This window comes from Streptomyces sp. NPDC088354 (assembly GCF_044753585.1).
GTDB lineage: Bacteria > Actinomycetota > Actinomycetes > Streptomycetales > Streptomycetaceae > Actinacidiphila.
Window position 1 is genome coordinate 568,367 of record NZ_JBIVNJ010000002.1, and the last position, 14,095, is coordinate 582,461.

General features: G+C 73.2%; 17 protein-coding genes. 9 read left to right on the top strand and 8 right to left on the bottom strand.

Translation table 11 applies throughout. The features are described from left to right. Positions 1-9: 9 nt before the first annotated feature. Both hypE and ACIP98_RS05860 read left to right on the top strand, forming a co-directional pair. On the top strand, positions 10-999 hold the full coding sequence (gene hypE / locus ACIP98_RS05855; protein ID WP_401973988.1) for a hydrogenase expression/formation protein HypE: 990 nt from the start codon (positions 10-12) through the stop codon (positions 997-999). A 131-nt stretch (positions 1,000-1,130) separates the two neighbouring features. Beyond that, complete coding sequence (locus ACIP98_RS05860) at positions 1,131-1,502, top strand: low affinity iron permease family protein (RefSeq protein WP_319660577.1); 372 nt, start codon at positions 1,131-1,133, stop codon at positions 1,500-1,502. Positions 1,503-1,518: 16 nt separating this feature from the next. Here the strand turns inward: ACIP98_RS05860 and ACIP98_RS05865 are convergent, their stop codons facing one another. Then, positions 1,519-3,546 carry a phosphocholine-specific phospholipase C gene (locus ACIP98_RS05865; protein ID WP_319660578.1) on the bottom strand — a complete coding sequence of 676 codons (2,028 nt, stop codon included), beginning with the start codon at positions 3,544-3,546 and terminating at the stop codon, positions 1,519-1,521. 266 nt (positions 3,547-3,812) lie between these two features. On the opposite strand from ACIP98_RS05865, the gene ACIP98_RS05870 reads away from it, so the two are divergent. Then, a complete protein-coding gene (locus ACIP98_RS05870; protein ID WP_319660579.1) occupies positions 3,813-4,274 on the top strand; it encodes a DUF5709 domain-containing protein in 462 nt (153 codons plus the stop codon). Positions 4,275-4,422: 148 nt separating this feature from the next. On the opposite strand, the gene ACIP98_RS05875 is transcribed toward ACIP98_RS05870, so the two are convergent. Beyond that, positions 4,423-5,970: an MFS transporter gene (locus ACIP98_RS05875; RefSeq protein ID WP_319660580.1), complete on the bottom strand. Its 1,548-nt coding sequence runs from the start codon at positions 5,968-5,970 to the stop codon at positions 4,423-4,425. A 121-nt stretch (positions 5,971-6,091) separates the two neighbouring features. On the opposite strand from ACIP98_RS05875, the gene ACIP98_RS05880 reads away from it, so the two are divergent. Both ACIP98_RS05880 and ACIP98_RS05885 read left to right on the top strand, forming a co-directional pair. After that, the gene (locus ACIP98_RS05880) at positions 6,092-7,150 is read left to right on the top strand and encodes an LLM class flavin-dependent oxidoreductase (protein WP_319660581.1); all 1,059 of its coding nucleotides are present in this window, start codon (positions 6,092-6,094) and stop codon (positions 7,148-7,150) included. Between the two features lie 236 nt (positions 7,151-7,386). Beyond that, complete coding sequence (locus tag ACIP98_RS05885) at positions 7,387-8,550, top strand: serine hydrolase domain-containing protein (protein WP_319660582.1); 1,164 nt, start codon at positions 7,387-7,389, stop codon at positions 8,548-8,550. A gap of 30 nt (positions 8,551-8,580) precedes the next feature. Here ACIP98_RS05885 and ACIP98_RS05890 read toward each other — a convergent pair whose 3' ends face one another. The 3 genes from ACIP98_RS05890 to ACIP98_RS05900 form a co-directional block, all read right to left on the bottom strand. Continuing rightward, a complete protein-coding gene (locus ACIP98_RS05890; RefSeq protein WP_319660583.1) occupies positions 8,581-8,799 on the bottom strand; it encodes a hypothetical protein in 219 nt (72 codons plus the stop codon). A 114-nt stretch (positions 8,800-8,913) separates the two neighbouring features. After that, the gene (locus tag ACIP98_RS05895) at positions 8,914-9,153 is read right to left on the bottom strand and encodes a DUF397 domain-containing protein (protein ID WP_319660584.1); all 240 of its coding nucleotides are present in this window, start codon (positions 9,151-9,153) and stop codon (positions 8,914-8,916) included. A 5-nt stretch (positions 9,154-9,158) separates the two neighbouring features. Beyond that, positions 9,159-10,022: a helix-turn-helix transcriptional regulator gene (locus ACIP98_RS05900; protein ID WP_319660586.1), complete on the bottom strand. Its 864-nt coding sequence runs from the start codon at positions 10,020-10,022 to the stop codon at positions 9,159-9,161. 124 nt (positions 10,023-10,146) lie between these two features. On the opposite strand from ACIP98_RS05900, the gene ACIP98_RS05905 reads away from it, so the two are divergent. Together ACIP98_RS05905 and ACIP98_RS05910 are read left to right on the top strand one after the other, a co-directional pair. Further along, positions 10,147-10,581 carry an ATP-binding protein gene (locus ACIP98_RS05905; RefSeq protein WP_401973943.1) on the top strand — a complete coding sequence of 145 codons (435 nt, stop codon included), beginning with the start codon at positions 10,147-10,149 and terminating at the stop codon, positions 10,579-10,581. A 270-nt stretch (positions 10,582-10,851) separates the two neighbouring features. Next, positions 10,852-11,022: a hypothetical protein gene (locus ACIP98_RS05910; protein ID WP_319660588.1), complete on the top strand. Its 171-nt coding sequence runs from the start codon at positions 10,852-10,854 to the stop codon at positions 11,020-11,022. Between the two features lie 76 nt (positions 11,023-11,098). Here ACIP98_RS05910 and ACIP98_RS05915 read toward each other — a convergent pair whose 3' ends face one another. The 3 genes from ACIP98_RS05915 to ACIP98_RS05925 are packed head-to-tail and all read right to left on the bottom strand — an operon-like array spanning position 11,099 to position 12,399. Beyond that, entirely contained in the window at positions 11,099-11,494 is a 396-nt protein-coding gene (locus ACIP98_RS05915; RefSeq protein ID WP_319660589.1) for a (2Fe-2S) ferredoxin domain-containing protein, read from the bottom strand. After that, the gene (locus ACIP98_RS05920; protein ID WP_319660590.1) at positions 11,491-11,877 is read right to left on the bottom strand and encodes a PPOX class F420-dependent oxidoreductase; all 387 of its coding nucleotides are present in this window, start codon (positions 11,875-11,877) and stop codon (positions 11,491-11,493) included. Before ACIP98_RS05920 ends, ACIP98_RS05915 begins: the two co-directional genes overlap by 4 nt. A gap of 9 nt (positions 11,878-11,886) precedes the next feature. After that, positions 11,887-12,399, bottom strand: a complete 513-nt coding sequence (locus ACIP98_RS05925; protein ID WP_401973945.1) for a GNAT family N-acetyltransferase — start codon at positions 12,397-12,399, stop codon at positions 11,887-11,889. 69 nt (positions 12,400-12,468) lie between these two features. Between ACIP98_RS05925 and ACIP98_RS05930 the strand changes: the two genes are divergently transcribed. Both ACIP98_RS05930 and ACIP98_RS05935 read left to right on the top strand, forming a co-directional pair. Next, entirely contained in the window at positions 12,469-13,269 is an 801-nt protein-coding gene (locus ACIP98_RS05930; RefSeq protein ID WP_319660592.1) for an exodeoxyribonuclease III, read from the top strand. 90 nt (positions 13,270-13,359) lie between these two features. After that, positions 13,360-13,983, top strand: coding sequence for a GntR family transcriptional regulator (locus tag ACIP98_RS05935; protein WP_319660593.1), 624 nt, complete (start codon positions 13,360-13,362; stop codon positions 13,981-13,983). Positions 13,984-14,095 lie beyond the last annotated feature (112 nt).

Consider the following 14,095-nt stretch of genomic DNA (forward strand, 5'->3'; position numbering starts at 1 on the left):
CGTGTGGTGATGGGGCACGGCGGCGGTGGGACGCTGTCGGCCGAACTCGTCCGGCACGTCTTCGCCCCGGCCTTCGGCGGGCCCGTGCTGGCCCAGCTCGCCGACTCCGCGGTGGTGCCGCTCGGCGGGGCACGGCTGGCGTTCTCCACCGACTCGTACGTGGTGCGGCCGCTGTTCTTCCCCGGCGGCAGCATCGGGGACCTGGCCGTCAACGGCACGGTCAACGACCTCGCGATGAGCGGCGCCCGTCCGGCCTTCCTGTCCTGCGGGTTCATTTTGGAGGAGGGTGTGGAGATGCCGCTGGTCGCCCGGGTCGCCGAGGCGATCGGCGCGGCCGCGCGGACCGCCGGGGTCGAGATCGTCACCGGGGACACCAAGGTCGTCGAGTCCGGCCACGGCGACGGGATCTACATCAACACCGCGGGCATCGGCCTGGTCCCCGAGGGGGTCGACATCCGGCCGCAGCGCGCGGAGCCGGGCGACGTCGTCATCGTCAGCGGGGAGATCGGCGCGCACGGCGTCGCCGTCATGAGCGTCCGCGAGGGGCTGGAGTTCGACGTCGAGATCGAGAGCGACTGCGCTCCGCTGAACGGTCTCGTCGAGGCGATGCTCGCGGTGACGACCGATCTGCATGTGCTGCGCGACCCCACCCGGGGCGGGCTCGCCGCCGCGCTCAACGAGATCGCCGCCGCCTCCGGGGTCGGCGTCGTCGTCGAGGAGCGCGCGGTGCCCGTGCCCTCCCCGGTCGCCAACGCGTGTGCGGTGCTCGGCCTGGACCCGTGGTACGCGGCGAACGAGGGCAAACTCGTGGCCTTCGTCCCCCGGGCCCATGCCGACGCGGTGCTGGCGGCTCTGCGCGCGCACCCGCTGGGGACCCGGGCGGCCGTGATCGGCGAGTGCGTCGAGGACCACGCGGGCATGGTGGTCGCGCGCACCGGACTCGGCGGCACCCGGGTGGTCGATCTTCCACTGGGCGAACAACTCCCCCGGATCTGCTGACTCCTCACCGGCGCGGCCGGGTGCGGGGGCCTGCACCCGGCCGTGCCCACCGGCAGGGGTGCGCCCGGCCGTCCGGGGCAGCAGGGATGCAGGACGCGGCCCCGCCGCACCCGACGCCCGAGGAGGACGCGATGACCTTCCAGCACCCGGTGGAACGCACCGACGAACGCGGCCGCGGCGGCCGCTTCGAGCAACTGGCGGAGGGGGCCTCGAACTTCACGGCCTCCCCCGCCTTCTACGGGGTGTGCGTCGTCATGGTGTCCGCCTTCGTCGTCGTCCACGTCCTCGGGCTGCCGCTGAACTGGCAGTTGTTCGCGGCGGACCTGATGACGGCGGTCACCCTGCTCCTGCTGGCGCTGCTGAAGAACTCCGAGCGCCGCGCCGAGCACGCCCTGCAGACCAAGCTGGACGCGATCGCCGCCGCCCTGCTGGAGCAGGGCGGCAGCTCGCACGAGGCGCGCGACGCGTTGCGCAAGGTGATCGGCATCCACGAGGAGGCCTGACGGGCCCCGGGACGGATCAGCCGGTGACGCTCGCGGCGCCGGTCTCCAGGTGGCCGGTGAAGCGGCGCGACCAGGACGCGTCGGAGCCGATCGTGACCGTGAAGTCGTACCAGCCCGAGGAGTACGCGACGGCGTTGAAGAAGTCGTCGGTGCTGCCGCCGGCGGGAACGGTGTAGGTCCAGGGGCCGTCGGTGCGGTACTGGTTCGCCCTGATGGTGAAGGTGACGGCGGCGGCGGAGGTGTTGGTCATGCGGAACCAGACCGCCTGCTTGCCCGTGTCGGGCGCGGCCGCGTAGGTCGGGACGACCTCGCAGGCCTTGCCGGCCGCCTTGGCGTCCCCGGTGAAGCGGCGCAGGAAGCGGTTGGGGCCGACGAGGGTCAGGTCGTACTTGCCGTCGCCGTAGCCGGAGCCGATGTTGAAGTAGTCGCTGCCGGTCCCGCCCGCGTCGATCGTGTACTGCCAGGGCACGCGGCTGCGGTAGGCGTTGGGGTGGACGGAGAAGTGCGCGGCGCCGGTGGCCTGGGCACCCTGGTTGCTCATGGCGATCCAGGCCAGGATCGAGCCGCCGCTGCCGAACTCCAGCCGGTCCAGGTGGCCGTTCGGCTGGTAGGGCAGGGCGCGGGCGGGCCGGGTGCCCGCCTCCTGCACGGGCAGCGCGTTGGTGGTGGGCCTGGGGTTGGGCAGGGGGGCACAGGTGTCGATGCCGATGACGGATGTCGCGGGCAGCGCGGGCAGTCCGGTGACCGGCGCGGTGAAGTCGAAGCAGCGGGTCAGGTCGCCGGTCACCTTGCGGCGCCAGGCGCTGATGTTGGGGCTGGTGGCGGGCGTGCCCAGGGCCGCGGTCCAGCGTTCCATGAAGCGGATGACGGAGGTGTGGTCGTAGACCTCGGAGGACACCCAGCCGCCGCGCGTCCAGGGCGAGACGACGATCATCGGGACGCGGAAGCCCAGCCCGTAGGGCGTGCCGTTCAGGAACTCGCCGGCCGTGCCGGCGGGCGGGGACGGCGGCGGGACGTGGTCGAAGTAGCCGTCGTTCTCGTCGTAGTTGAGGAAGAGCACGGTCGAGTCGAAGACCGCCGGGTTCGCGCTCAGGGCCTGGAGCACCTGGTGCACGAAGTGCGCGCCGTCGCCGGGCGGGGCGTAGGGGTGCTCGGAGAAGGCCTGGTTGGGGACGATCCACGAGACCTGGGGCAGGGTGCCGGCCAGCACGTCGGCCTTGACGGCGGCCACGATGTCGTCCGGCGTCGAGCCGGTCGTGCGCGGGACTGAGGCCATGCCGCGGTCGTGCAGCGGGGTGCCCGCGGCGGCCTGGGTGAACTGCTTGAAGTACGCCAGGCCGTTGTCGCCGTAGTTGTCGTCGGCGTTCTGGTAGACCCGCCAGCTCACCCCGGCGTTCTGCAGGGCCTCGGCGTACGTCTGCCAGGCCAGGCCCGACTCGTCGCCGCCGTCGTGGCTGGAGGAGTCGACCTTCCCGCTCCACAGGTACGTCCGGTTGGGTCCGGTCGCGCTCAGGGTGGAGGAGTAGTAGGCGTCGCAGATGGTGTAGGCGTCCGCGAGGGCGTAGTGGAAGGGGATGTCGGCCCGGGTGAGGTGGCCGAGGGAGCGCACGTTGCCGACGCCGGAGACCCAGGAGTCCAGGGCGCCCTTGTTCCAGGCGGCGTGCTGGGAGGACCAGCTGTGCGGCAGGTCGCCGTTGCACTGGGCGAGCGTCTCGGGGTCGGCGCCGCCGGCGGCGGGCGTGGCGCTGAGCCGCCAGGGGTACTGCCGTCCGGTGCCGTTCGGCTGGTTGAAGACCGACTGGCCGCCGGACAGGGTGATGGCGGCCCGGTCGCCGAAGCCGCGCACACCCCCCAGCGTCCCGAAGTAGTGGTCGAAGCTGCGGTTCTCCTGCATCAGCACGACCACGTGCCGTACATCGGCGATGGTGCCGGCGGCGGCTGCCGCCTGCTGCTGCGGCGCCGCGGCGCCCGTCTGCGTGACGGCGGCCCCCGCGGCCGCCCCCGCGGACAGGGCCACGAACTTCCGGCGACTGATACCCGTCATCCCACCGATCCTTGTCGACTCGACGTCAGGTGCGTGTGATCGCAGGCAAGGGTGCCGCCGGGCGGCGGAAGGGACCAGGGGTTCGCGGCGGCGGGCACCGGTCCGCCGGGTGAATGTCCGGGGAACACCGCCTCGACCGGGCTTTTTCCCGCTTTCGGGTGGCGTTCGGCGTCCGAACGGAAGAGTCTTGGAGGCAGAGGGGGCACGCGGCCCGCGAGGCGGCGCGCCGACGTCGGTGGTGGCGGCGCGTGAGCGAGGAGACGGACATGAGCGACAACGACATGGGTGATGAGGTCTACCAGCCGGACGGGTCCGAGGTGCAGGACGACGCCGGGTTGCTGGAGCCCGAGGACACGCTGGACTACCACGGCGTGGACCAGGTGCTCGACGAGGGCTACTCGCCGCCGGAGCGGCCCTGGGCGGTGAACAAGGCGGCCACCACCGCGGAAGGCCGCCTGCGGGGGGAGACGCTGGACGAACGTCTGGCCGAGGAGCTTCCGGACCTGGCCGTCCCGACCGGTGACGGTATCGGTGACGCCTGGGACACCGACGGTGAGCTGATCGACGACGAGGTCGGCGGGCCGCGCGCGGGCCGGCTGGTCGCCCCGGACGAGGGCGCGCACTACGAGACCGAGGGCCTGGTCGCGTACGACATCGGTGTCGACGGGGCCGCCGCCTCCGCCGAGGAGGCCGCGATGCACCTCGTACGGGGCGCCGACGAGTACTGATCGCCCCCGGGCCCTGATCTCCCTGGCCCCTGTCGTCGCACTGGTTCCCCCGGCCACCGCCGGGGGACGTGCCGTCACGTGCGGTGCTTCGCGGGGCGGGGAGCGAGCGTGACGGCAGGACCAGGGGCCGGTGCGCGCGCCGGCCCGATCAGGATTCCGGCCGGGAGGACGGGGGCGACGGCGCCCCCGCCGCGTTGCACTGGAGCGGCGGGGCCACGATCGCACAGTGGTGGTGGAGCGGCGGCAGCTCCTTCTCCGGCTCCTCCGGGGTCTCCTTCAGCACGTCGGAGCTGATGAAGGTCCACGCCAGCACGGATCCCACCACGAGCAGCCCGGCGCAGATCAGGACGGCGAGGCGGAAGCCGTGCCCGAAGGCCGCCGGGTTCTCGTAGTCGTCACCGGACAGTCCCACCATCAGCGGCAGGGCCGCCACCGACAGCAGGCCCGCCGCCCGGGCGACGGCGTTGTTCACACCGGAGGCGGTGCCCGCGTGCCGTACGTCGGCCGCCCCCAGCACGGTCGCGGTCAGCGGGGCCACCGTGCAGGCGAGGCCGAGCCCGAAGACGCACACCGCCGGCAGGACGTCGGCCACGTACGAGGCGTCGGCGCCGATGCGCAGCATCAGCAGCAGTCCCACCGCGGACAGCGCCGGGCCGACCGTCATGGGGATGCGCGGGCCGATCCGCTCGGCCAGCCGCCCGGAGCGTTCGGACAGCGCCAGCATGATGATCGTGATCGGCAGCAGCGCGGAGCCGGCGGCCAGCGGGGAGAACCGGGCCTCGGTCTGCAGCTCCAGCACCAGGAAGAAGAAGACGCCGCCGAGCGCGGCGTACACGGCGAAGGTCACCAGGTTCGCGGCGGTGAACTGACGGTTGGCGAAGAGGCCGGGCGGCAGCATGGGATGGCTGCTGCGCCGTTCGGTCCACACGAAGCCGGCCAGGGCCGCCAGGCCCAGGAAGCCGGAGACCCCGACGGCGGCCAGGTCGGCCTGCCGCCCGCCCGCACCGATCAGCGCGTACGTGATGCCCGCGAGGCCCACGGCGCCGAGCACGGCCCCGGCCACGTCGAAGTCGCCGGTGGCGGACTCGTCCCGGCTCTCCGGGACGTGCCGGGACGACACGGCGAGCACGAGTACCGCCAGCGGCAGGTTGATGAAGAAGACCCAGCGCCAGCTGACGGCGTCCACCAGCCAGCCGCCCAGCAGCGGCCCCAGCGCCCCGGCGATGCCGCCGAGGCCGGACCAGACGCCGATCGCGCGGGCCCGGTCCTCGGAGGCGAAGGACGACTGGATCAGCGCGAGCGACCCCGGTGTCAGCAGGGCGCCGCCGATCCCCTGGAGGGCGCGGGCGATGATCAGCACGTGGATGTCGGGCGCCAGGCCGCACATCAGCGAGGCCAGCGCGAACCACACCGTGCCGATCATGAAGATCTTGCGCCGCCCGAAGCGGTCGCCGAGGGAGCCGCCGAGCAGGATGAGCGCGGCCAGGGTGAGGGTGTAGGCGTTGACCGTCCACTGGAGCCCCTCAAGGGAGGCGCCGAGATCACGGCCGATGGTGGGGAGCGCCACGTTGACGACCGTGCTGTCGAGGAAGGTCATGCCCGACCCGAGCACGACGGCGACCAGCACCCACCGTCCCGCCGCTTCACCGAGCGTCAGCCCACCGGTCCGCCCCGTCGCGCGCGCGGCTTCCGTCATCGCAGCCTCCGGCCGTCCCCGCTGGTCTTCCCCGAGGCTACCCCGCGAGCACGGCCCTCGCGTGGCGTACGAAGATCTCGAAGCGCGGGAATCCGGGGCCGCGCGGGACGTTGAAGAAGGGGTGACCTCGCCGCCGCTTCCCGTTTTTCCGCCGTCCTTCCGGCTCTCGCTCCTCGACCGGTCCCCGGTGCGCAAGGGGCAGGACCCCGCGCAGGCGTTGCGGGACACCGTGTGGCTGGCGCAGCGGGCCGAGGAGCTCGGCTACCACCGCTTCTGGGTGTCCGAGCACCACGGGGTGCCGGGACTGGCGGGGTCGGCGCCCACCGTGCTGGCCGCGGCGATCGCGGGGGCGACGTCCCGGATCAGGGTGGGCACCGGCGGGGTGATGCTGCCGAACCACCGGCCGCTGGTGGTGGCCGAGCAGTTCGGGGTGCTGGAGTCGCTGTTCCCGGGGCGGATCGACATGGGGCTGGGCCGCTCGGTGGGCTTCACCGACGGCGTGCGGCGGGCACTGGGCAAGGACATGGGCGCGGCGGACGACTTCGCGGGGCTGCTGACCGAACTGCTGGGCTACTTCACCGGCAGCCCGGGCGGGGGCACCGCCGTGCACGCCCGGCCGCCGGAGGGACTGCGCCTGCCGACCTTCGTCCTGGCCACGGGCTCGGGCGCGGCGCAGGCCGCGGCCTTCGGGCTGCCGCTGGTGATCGCGGGCCGTGACGAGGGGCGGATGCGGGCGGCGATCGACCGGTACCGCGCCGAGTTCCGGCCCTCGGCGTGGGCGGCACGGCCGTACGTGGTGGTCTCCACGCCGGTCGCCGTCGCCGCCACCACCGAGGCGGCACGCCGGCTGCTGGTCTCCGAGGCCTGGTCGGCCGCGTACTCCCGCGACCACGGGGAGTTCCCGCCGCTGGGGCCGCCGGCGGAGATCCTGGCGGGCCCCATGACCGCCCGCGAACGCGGTCGTTTCGAGGAGTCGCTGGCCGGTGGCATCCACGGCACGGAGGCGGAGGCCGGGGCGGCGCTCGCGGGGCTGGTCGCACGCACCGGGGCGGACGAGGTCCTGGTCAGCACGGCCGGGTACGACCGCGCGGCACTGCTGGACTCCCACCGCCGGCTGGCCCGGGCGGCCGGCCTCGGAACGGACCGGCGACCCGCGGGCACGGGCGTGGTGTCCGCGTAGCCGGGCCCTGCCGCCACCTTCCCGCCTGCTCCGCGGCGCTCCCCGGCCACCCATCCGGGGAGGACTCCACCGCCCCGCGGCGCACGCGTGCACCGGGCACCTCCCAGCGGTGTCGGTGGGCCCGGGGGGACAGCGGTGGCCGGCGGCGCCCGGGACCGCCGCCGGACCCGCGGCCGATGAGTTCGGCGTCCCCGGGCGGTCTGCCTTCCCGACCGTACTTTCCCGAAGGTGGACCGATGACCGATCTGCACGACATCCTCAAGGCGTACGTCGACGACGGAACGGTGCCGGGGGCGGTGGGCCTGGTGGCCCGCGGCGAGCGGACCGAGGTGGCGGCCGTCGGCTCGGCCGGCATCGCCGGCACGGCCCCGGCCCCGATGGCCCCGGACTCGATCTTCCGCATCGCCTCGGTCTCCAAGCCGATCACCGCCGCCGCTGTCATGACGCTGGTGGACGACGGGCGGCTCACGCTGGACGACCCGGTGGCGAAGTGGCTGCCGGAACTGGCGTCGCCGGTGGTCGTCCGCACCCCGCACAGCCCGGTGGACGACGTCGTCCCGGCCGAACGTCCGATCACCGTGGCCGATCTGCTGGACGCCCGGGCCGGCTACGGGTTTCCCTCCGACTTCTCGCTCCCGGCGGTCGTGCCGCTGTTCTCCGAGCTGAAGCAGGGGCCGCCGATGCCCCGGCACGTCGCGGAGCCGGACGCGTGGATGGCGGCGCTCTCGCGCATCCCGCTGCTGGAGCAGCCCGGCGAGGCCTGGCTGTACAACACCACGTCGGACATCCAGGGCGTGCTGATCGCCCGGGTGGCCGGGCGGTCGCTGCCGGAGTTCCTGGCGGAGCGGATCTTCGAGCCGCTCGGCATGAAGGACACCGGCTTCGCGGTGCCGCCGGGCGACCTCGGCCGGTTCACCGGCTACTACCGGGCCGACCATCCGGGCGGTCTGCAGCTCGTCGACGCGCCGGACGGGCAGTGGAGCACCGTGCCCGCCTTCCCCTCGGGCGCCGGAGGACTGGTGTCGACCGCCGACGACCTGCACGCCTTCGGCCGCATGCTGCTCGGCGGCGGCATCGACGGCGGCAAGGCCGCCCGGCGGGTGCTGTCGCCGGAGTCGGTACGGCTGATGACGACCGATCGCCTGACGCCCGGCCAGCGGGAGGCCAGCCCGCTGTTCCTGGAGGGCCAGAGCTGGGGCTTCGGCGGATCGGTGGACGTCGCGTCCGTCGAGCCGTGGAACGTGCCGGGCCGCTACGGCTGGGTCGGCGGCACCGGCACGGCGGCCCACATCGTGCCGTCGACCGGCACGGTCACCGTGCTCCTGACCCAGCGGGAGCTGGCCGGCCCCACCCCGCCCGCGCTGATGCGCGACTTCTGGCGGTACGCCGCGGGGCGGTGAGGCCGCCGCGGCTCCGGCGTCGTCCGCGGATCAGTGGTCGTACGGGTGGGTGGGGCTCGACTCCAGTGTGTGGGTGAACAGGGCGAACTCCACCAGCCCGTCGGCGTTGGTGGTCACGCTCGCCGGGCGGGTCCCGGGGTAGCGGGAGGCGATGAGATCGGCGACCCGGTGGGCGGTCGCCGCGTCGGCCGCGGCGATGCGCACGTGGGCGACGCCCGGCTCGTACAGCGGTCCGAGGTCCTCGGCCATAGTGATGCTCCCCTTGTCCCGTCCGTCGGCGGCGGATCACCGCCGGAGACGGCCCGTTGGTCACCGCGGTTGCCCGCGCGGGCCGTTTTCACTCGAAGTCGTCAACCGGGAGGCTCAGGACAGCAGGAAGTCCGCCTTTCCGTCCTTCGCGCCCTGGATGAACATCTTGATCTCCAGGTCCGTGTAGATGAGCGCCGGCCCTTCGGGGTCGGTGGACTGCCGCAGCGCGACTCTGCCGTCCGCCAGTTTCATGGCTTCCACGCAACTTCCCCCGTTGCCGCCGCTCCACGGCTTGTGCCAGCCCTCGGTTCCGAGGTCCAGGGCACGCATGCCGTTGTATATGCGGTCGTCCATGTGTGTCAGATCTCCTTGCGGATGCCATCGAGGATGGCTGCGGTGCTGTGTGCGGGCGAGGCTTGCGCGCACATCCGGTCCAGGGCCTCGAGGAAGACGGACACGTCGTCCCGGTCGTCCAGGTAGGCGGCGCCGACCAGGCTCTCGGTGAAGACGACGTCCGGCAGCTCCTGGACCTGGAACCGGAAGATGTGGAAAGGCCCGTACATCGCGGGGTGCGGGCCCGCACTGAAGGGCATGATCTGCAGCCGTACGTAAGGCAGTTCGCACGCCGCCACGAGCCGTTCGAGCTGCGCGCACATGACGTCGGCGCCGCCGATGGGGCGCCGGAGCACGGTCTCGTCCATGACCACCCACAGCAGCGGCGCGTCGGGCCGGCACAGCAGTGCCTGGCGCTCCAGCCGCAGGGCGACGGCCCGCTCGGTCTCGGCGGCCGAGGCGTGCGGGCTGCCGGCCCGGAGCACGGCACGGGCGTACTCCTCGGTCTGCAGCAGTCCGGGCACGTAGTGCGGCTCGTAGGCGCGGATCGTGCCCGCCTCGGCCTCCAGGCTGACGAACGCACTGAACCAGGAGGGCAGGACGTCCCGATAACGGTGCCACCAGCCCGGCTGGTTGCCCTCCCGAGCGAGGTCGACGAAGGCGTCGGCCTCGGCCTGCGGCACCCCGTAGAGGCCGAGCAGCTTCTCCACGTACGGGATGCGGAGGCCGACCTCGGCCTTCTCCATGCGGCGGACGGTCGCGTGGGTGACGTCGAGGGCCCGCGCGGCCTGCTCGTACGAGAGCCCGGCCTTCTCACGCAGGTGGTGGAGGCGTTTGCCGAGGATGACGCGCAGGACGGTCGGCGCTCCACCGGCCCTGGCCTCAGCCACGATCCCTCTCTCCCATGGAAGCAGTGTGCCATGTCAGGAATGGAACCGACACCCTGTATTGGCGATTGTGCAATTTGCAGAATGACCCTTGCCTTCTGTGCAGGCTCTGGCCATAGTTACCTGTGTGCTTCATGCCCCCAGCGCCCGGGACACCTTCCGGCTTCGCCTCCCGGCGCACGCCTCGTCGGTCGGGATCGCCCGCCGCCAGGTGCGGTCGACGCTGGGCCACTGGGGCCTGGAGGCCCTGGGCGACGACGCCGGGCTCGTCGTCACGGAGCTGTTCACCAACGCGGTACTGCACAGCGGGAGCGAGCACGTCGCCTGCCTGCTGTGGACCGCGGGGGGACTGCTGCACGTGGAGATCGTCGACGAGGGGCGCGGCGACGCCGGTCCGCTGAGCCGCCGGGCGGCGGATGCCGACGAGAACGGCCGCGGACTCGCCCTCGTCGCCCATTTGGCCGAAGGCTGGGGTGTCAAACCGCCCACTCGCGGTACGGGCCGCGCCGTGTGGGCGACCCTTGTCTGCGCGCGCGGCGGAGCCTCCCGGCGCACGGGCTGACACCCGGCAACGACCCCACTGCGGTCGCGTCGTGGCCAATTGGATGGTGGCGCCCTCCGGGCGGGCTTACGCTGGAGGTCGACGGAACGGCCCCTGGGCGAGCACCGACCACCCACGGCCTCCGCCCCGGGAGGAGCCGCCCACCGCGGCCCCCGCCCGGTTCCGCAACCGGCGCCACCGCGTCCGCTCAGCCCATCAGCCCGACCGGGCGAAGGCGTCCGGCAGCGGCCGGGCCCGGCGTCCGGCTCACCCGACACGAAGGAGTGCGCGGTGACACCCGAGAAGTCAAAGCGGAACCAGCTCCCCAAGGAGCCTGACGATCAGCCCAACCCGCAGCGGGAGGTGCGCAATCTGGACGTCTGGGCCAGGTCCGCGCCGATCCTGCTCGCCGGGTACGAGGACGATCTGAACGAGCTGCACATCCTGCGCAGCATCGACTGACCCGTCGCCAGGGCTGGTTCCGGGCCGTACGGGCAACGACGCCCGTGCGGCCCTTCCGTGCGCCGCCAGGCCGGCGTCAGCCGCCGCCCGGGCCGTTCGGCGGACGGATGGCGTACAGCTCCAGCACCTCCGGCGGCTCCGCGAGACCCGGGCCCCCGGCGCGCACCCAGGCCGTGATGTCCCGCACGGCGCCGGGGTCGTTGACGAGACCGAGCCAGACGGGACGGCCGCCCGCCGCGCGTCCCCGGGGCGACGGCTGGACGACCACGACATTGGCCTGCTCGCACACGTCGAGGCAGTCGGTGACCCGCACCCGGCACACCCCGCCGAGCGCTTCTTCCAAACCGGCCAACTGCGCCGCGTGATCGACACCGGGGACCTTCTCGGTGCCGCAGCAGCAGTCGCGGCAGACGCTCACCGTGCAGACGCCGGACCGGGCGGGCCGGCCGGACCCGGCGGAGCCGGTGCTCACGCGAGTGTGATCCGCAGACCCACCGTGCCCTCGCGGCCCCGGCGCAGCCGGCTGCCGAAGAGGGTGAGCCGGCCCATCAACCCGTACTTGCGCGCCACCAGGGAGCGGTAGCGCTCACTGTCCCGCGCCTCCAGGATCTCGGCGCGGGCGGGCATCTGATCCCCCGTCGGCCGGCCGCGCACGTCGCAGGGACCGACCAGGACGTCGGCCCGGTTGCGGATCCGCTTGACCTTGCCGGAGTCGGCGGCCGTCCACGCCCCCAGGGCGTCGCCGTCGCGCACCACCCACACCGGGGTCGGCACCGAGCGGCCGTCCCTGCGGTAGGTGGTGACGAGGAGGTACTTCCCCGCCGCGAGACGGGCGGTCGCGCTGTCCTCGGTCATGTCCCCAGGCTACGCGGGCCGCGCCCGCGTGGCCGAGGCCGGGCCGACGGCGAGCAGGGACTTGCCCAGGCACACACTGAGCGGACTGTCCCTGTAGTGACCGAACTTGGCGACCGGGGTGTAGCCGCTGGAGGTGTACAGGGCGATCGCCTCGGGCTGCATCAGGCCGGTCTCCAGCACCATGCGGGTGCGGCCGGCGGCGGCCGCGTCGCGCTCCAGTTCCGCGAGCATCCGGCGGGCCAGCCCCTTGCCGCGGGCCTGCGGGACGACGTACATGCGCTTGAGTTCGGCGTCGCCGTCCTCGAAGCCGTCCGGGGAGGCGTCCTGGGCCCGCCAGCCGCCGGTCGCCACGGCGGCGCCGTCGAGGTAGCCGAGCAGGAAACGGCCGTACGGGGCGTCGAAATGCCCCACGTCCACCGGCGTCGCGTCGGGGTCGCCGTAGCGCTCCACGTACTCCTGCTGGACCTGCGCGGTCAGCAGGACGGCGTCGGGGTGGTCGTAGCGCGTCTTCCGGATCTGCACCCGCATATCGTACGTGCGTACGGAACGCACCCGTCGGGAGAGGCTCCGCCGCCGGGTATCGTCCCCGTCATGCTCACCGTGACGACCGTGAATGTGAACGGGCTGCGCGCCGCGGCCACGAAGGGGTTCCTGCCCTGGCTGGCGGCCACCTCCGCCGACGTGGTGTGCCTCCAGGAGGTGCGCGCGGAGCCCGGCCAGCTGCCGGAGGAGGTGCGCGCGCCGCGGGGCTGGCACGTGGTGCACGCCCCCGCCGCGGCCAAGGGGCGCGCCGGGGTCTCGGTGTACTCGCGGCTGGAGCCCGAGGCGGTGCGGATCGGCTTCGGCTCGCAGGAGTTCGAGGACTCCGGCCGCTACGCTGAGATCGACCTGCCCGGGATCACGGTGGCCAGCCTCTACCTGCCCTCCGGCGAGGTCGGCACGGAGCGGCAGACGGAGAAGGAACGGTTCATGGAGGAGTTCCTGGCCCACCTGACCACGCTCCGCGAGAAGAGCGCCGCCGGTGGCCGCGAGGCCCTGGTCTGCGGCGACTGGAACATCGCGCACACCGAGCGCGACCTGCGCAACTGGCGCGCCAACCAGAAGAAGGCCGGTTTCCTGCCGGAGGAGCGCGCCTGGCTGTCCCGGCTGTACGACGAGGGCGGCTGGACCGACGTCGTCCGCCGGCTCCACCCCGAGGGCGAGGGACCCTACAGCTGGTGGTCGTACCGCGGCCGGGCCTTCGACAACGACACCGGCTGGCGCATCGACCTGCACGTGGCCACCCGCGGCCTCGCCGCCCGTGCCGCGGCGGCCCGCGTCGAGCGCGCCGCCACCCATCCCGAGCGCTGGTCGGACCACGCGCCGGTGACGGTCGCCTACTCCCCCGCGTAGCGGCCCGCGCCCCGGAACCGGCGGCGGGCCGGGCGGCGGCCGTATCGTCTAGACAGCTGCCCCATCCGCCGTCGTTCCCGAGGAGTCCGCATGGCGCCCCCCGTCGTCCACTCGCTGCGCGAGCAGATCCGCGAGTACATCGTGGAGGGCATCGTCAGCGGGCGCTGGAAGCCGGGCGAGCGGATCGTCGAGCGCGGGATCGCGGTCGAGCTGGAGGTCAGCCAGACGCCCGTGCGCGAGGCGCTGCGCGAGCTGGAGGTCATGCGGCTCATCGAGTCGGCGCCGAACAAGGGTGTCCGGGTGCGCAATCTGACGGCGGCCGACCTGGAGGAGATCTACCCGGTGCGGGCCGGCCTGGAGCAGATCGCCGCCGAACTGGCGGCCCCCCGGCTGAGGGCGGACCTGTCGGCCCTGGAGGCAGAGGTCGCCCTGCTGCACGCCGCGGACCGGGACGGGGACGGGCAGGCCCAGGTGCGGCACACCGTCGCCTTCCACCGGGAGCTGGTGCGCGCGTCCGGCAACAGCGTGCTGCTGCACACCTGGGAGTCGCTGGGCATCGAGATCTGGACGGCGTTGTCGATCCGCTGGCTGGGGACCCGGCAGCAGTCGTACGCCGAGGAGCACCAGGCGGTCGTCGAGGTCTTCCGGCGCGGCGATCCGCGGGTGGGCGAGCTGGTGAAGGAACACGTGCTCGGGTGCGCGCCACGCACCTGAGTCACCGCTGGGCGCGTTTCTCCGGGTACATACTTCCGTGACACGCGTCACATGTATTTGATCGATCATCGATCAGAACTATGCTGAAAGCGGCCCCGCCCCGAACCACCTG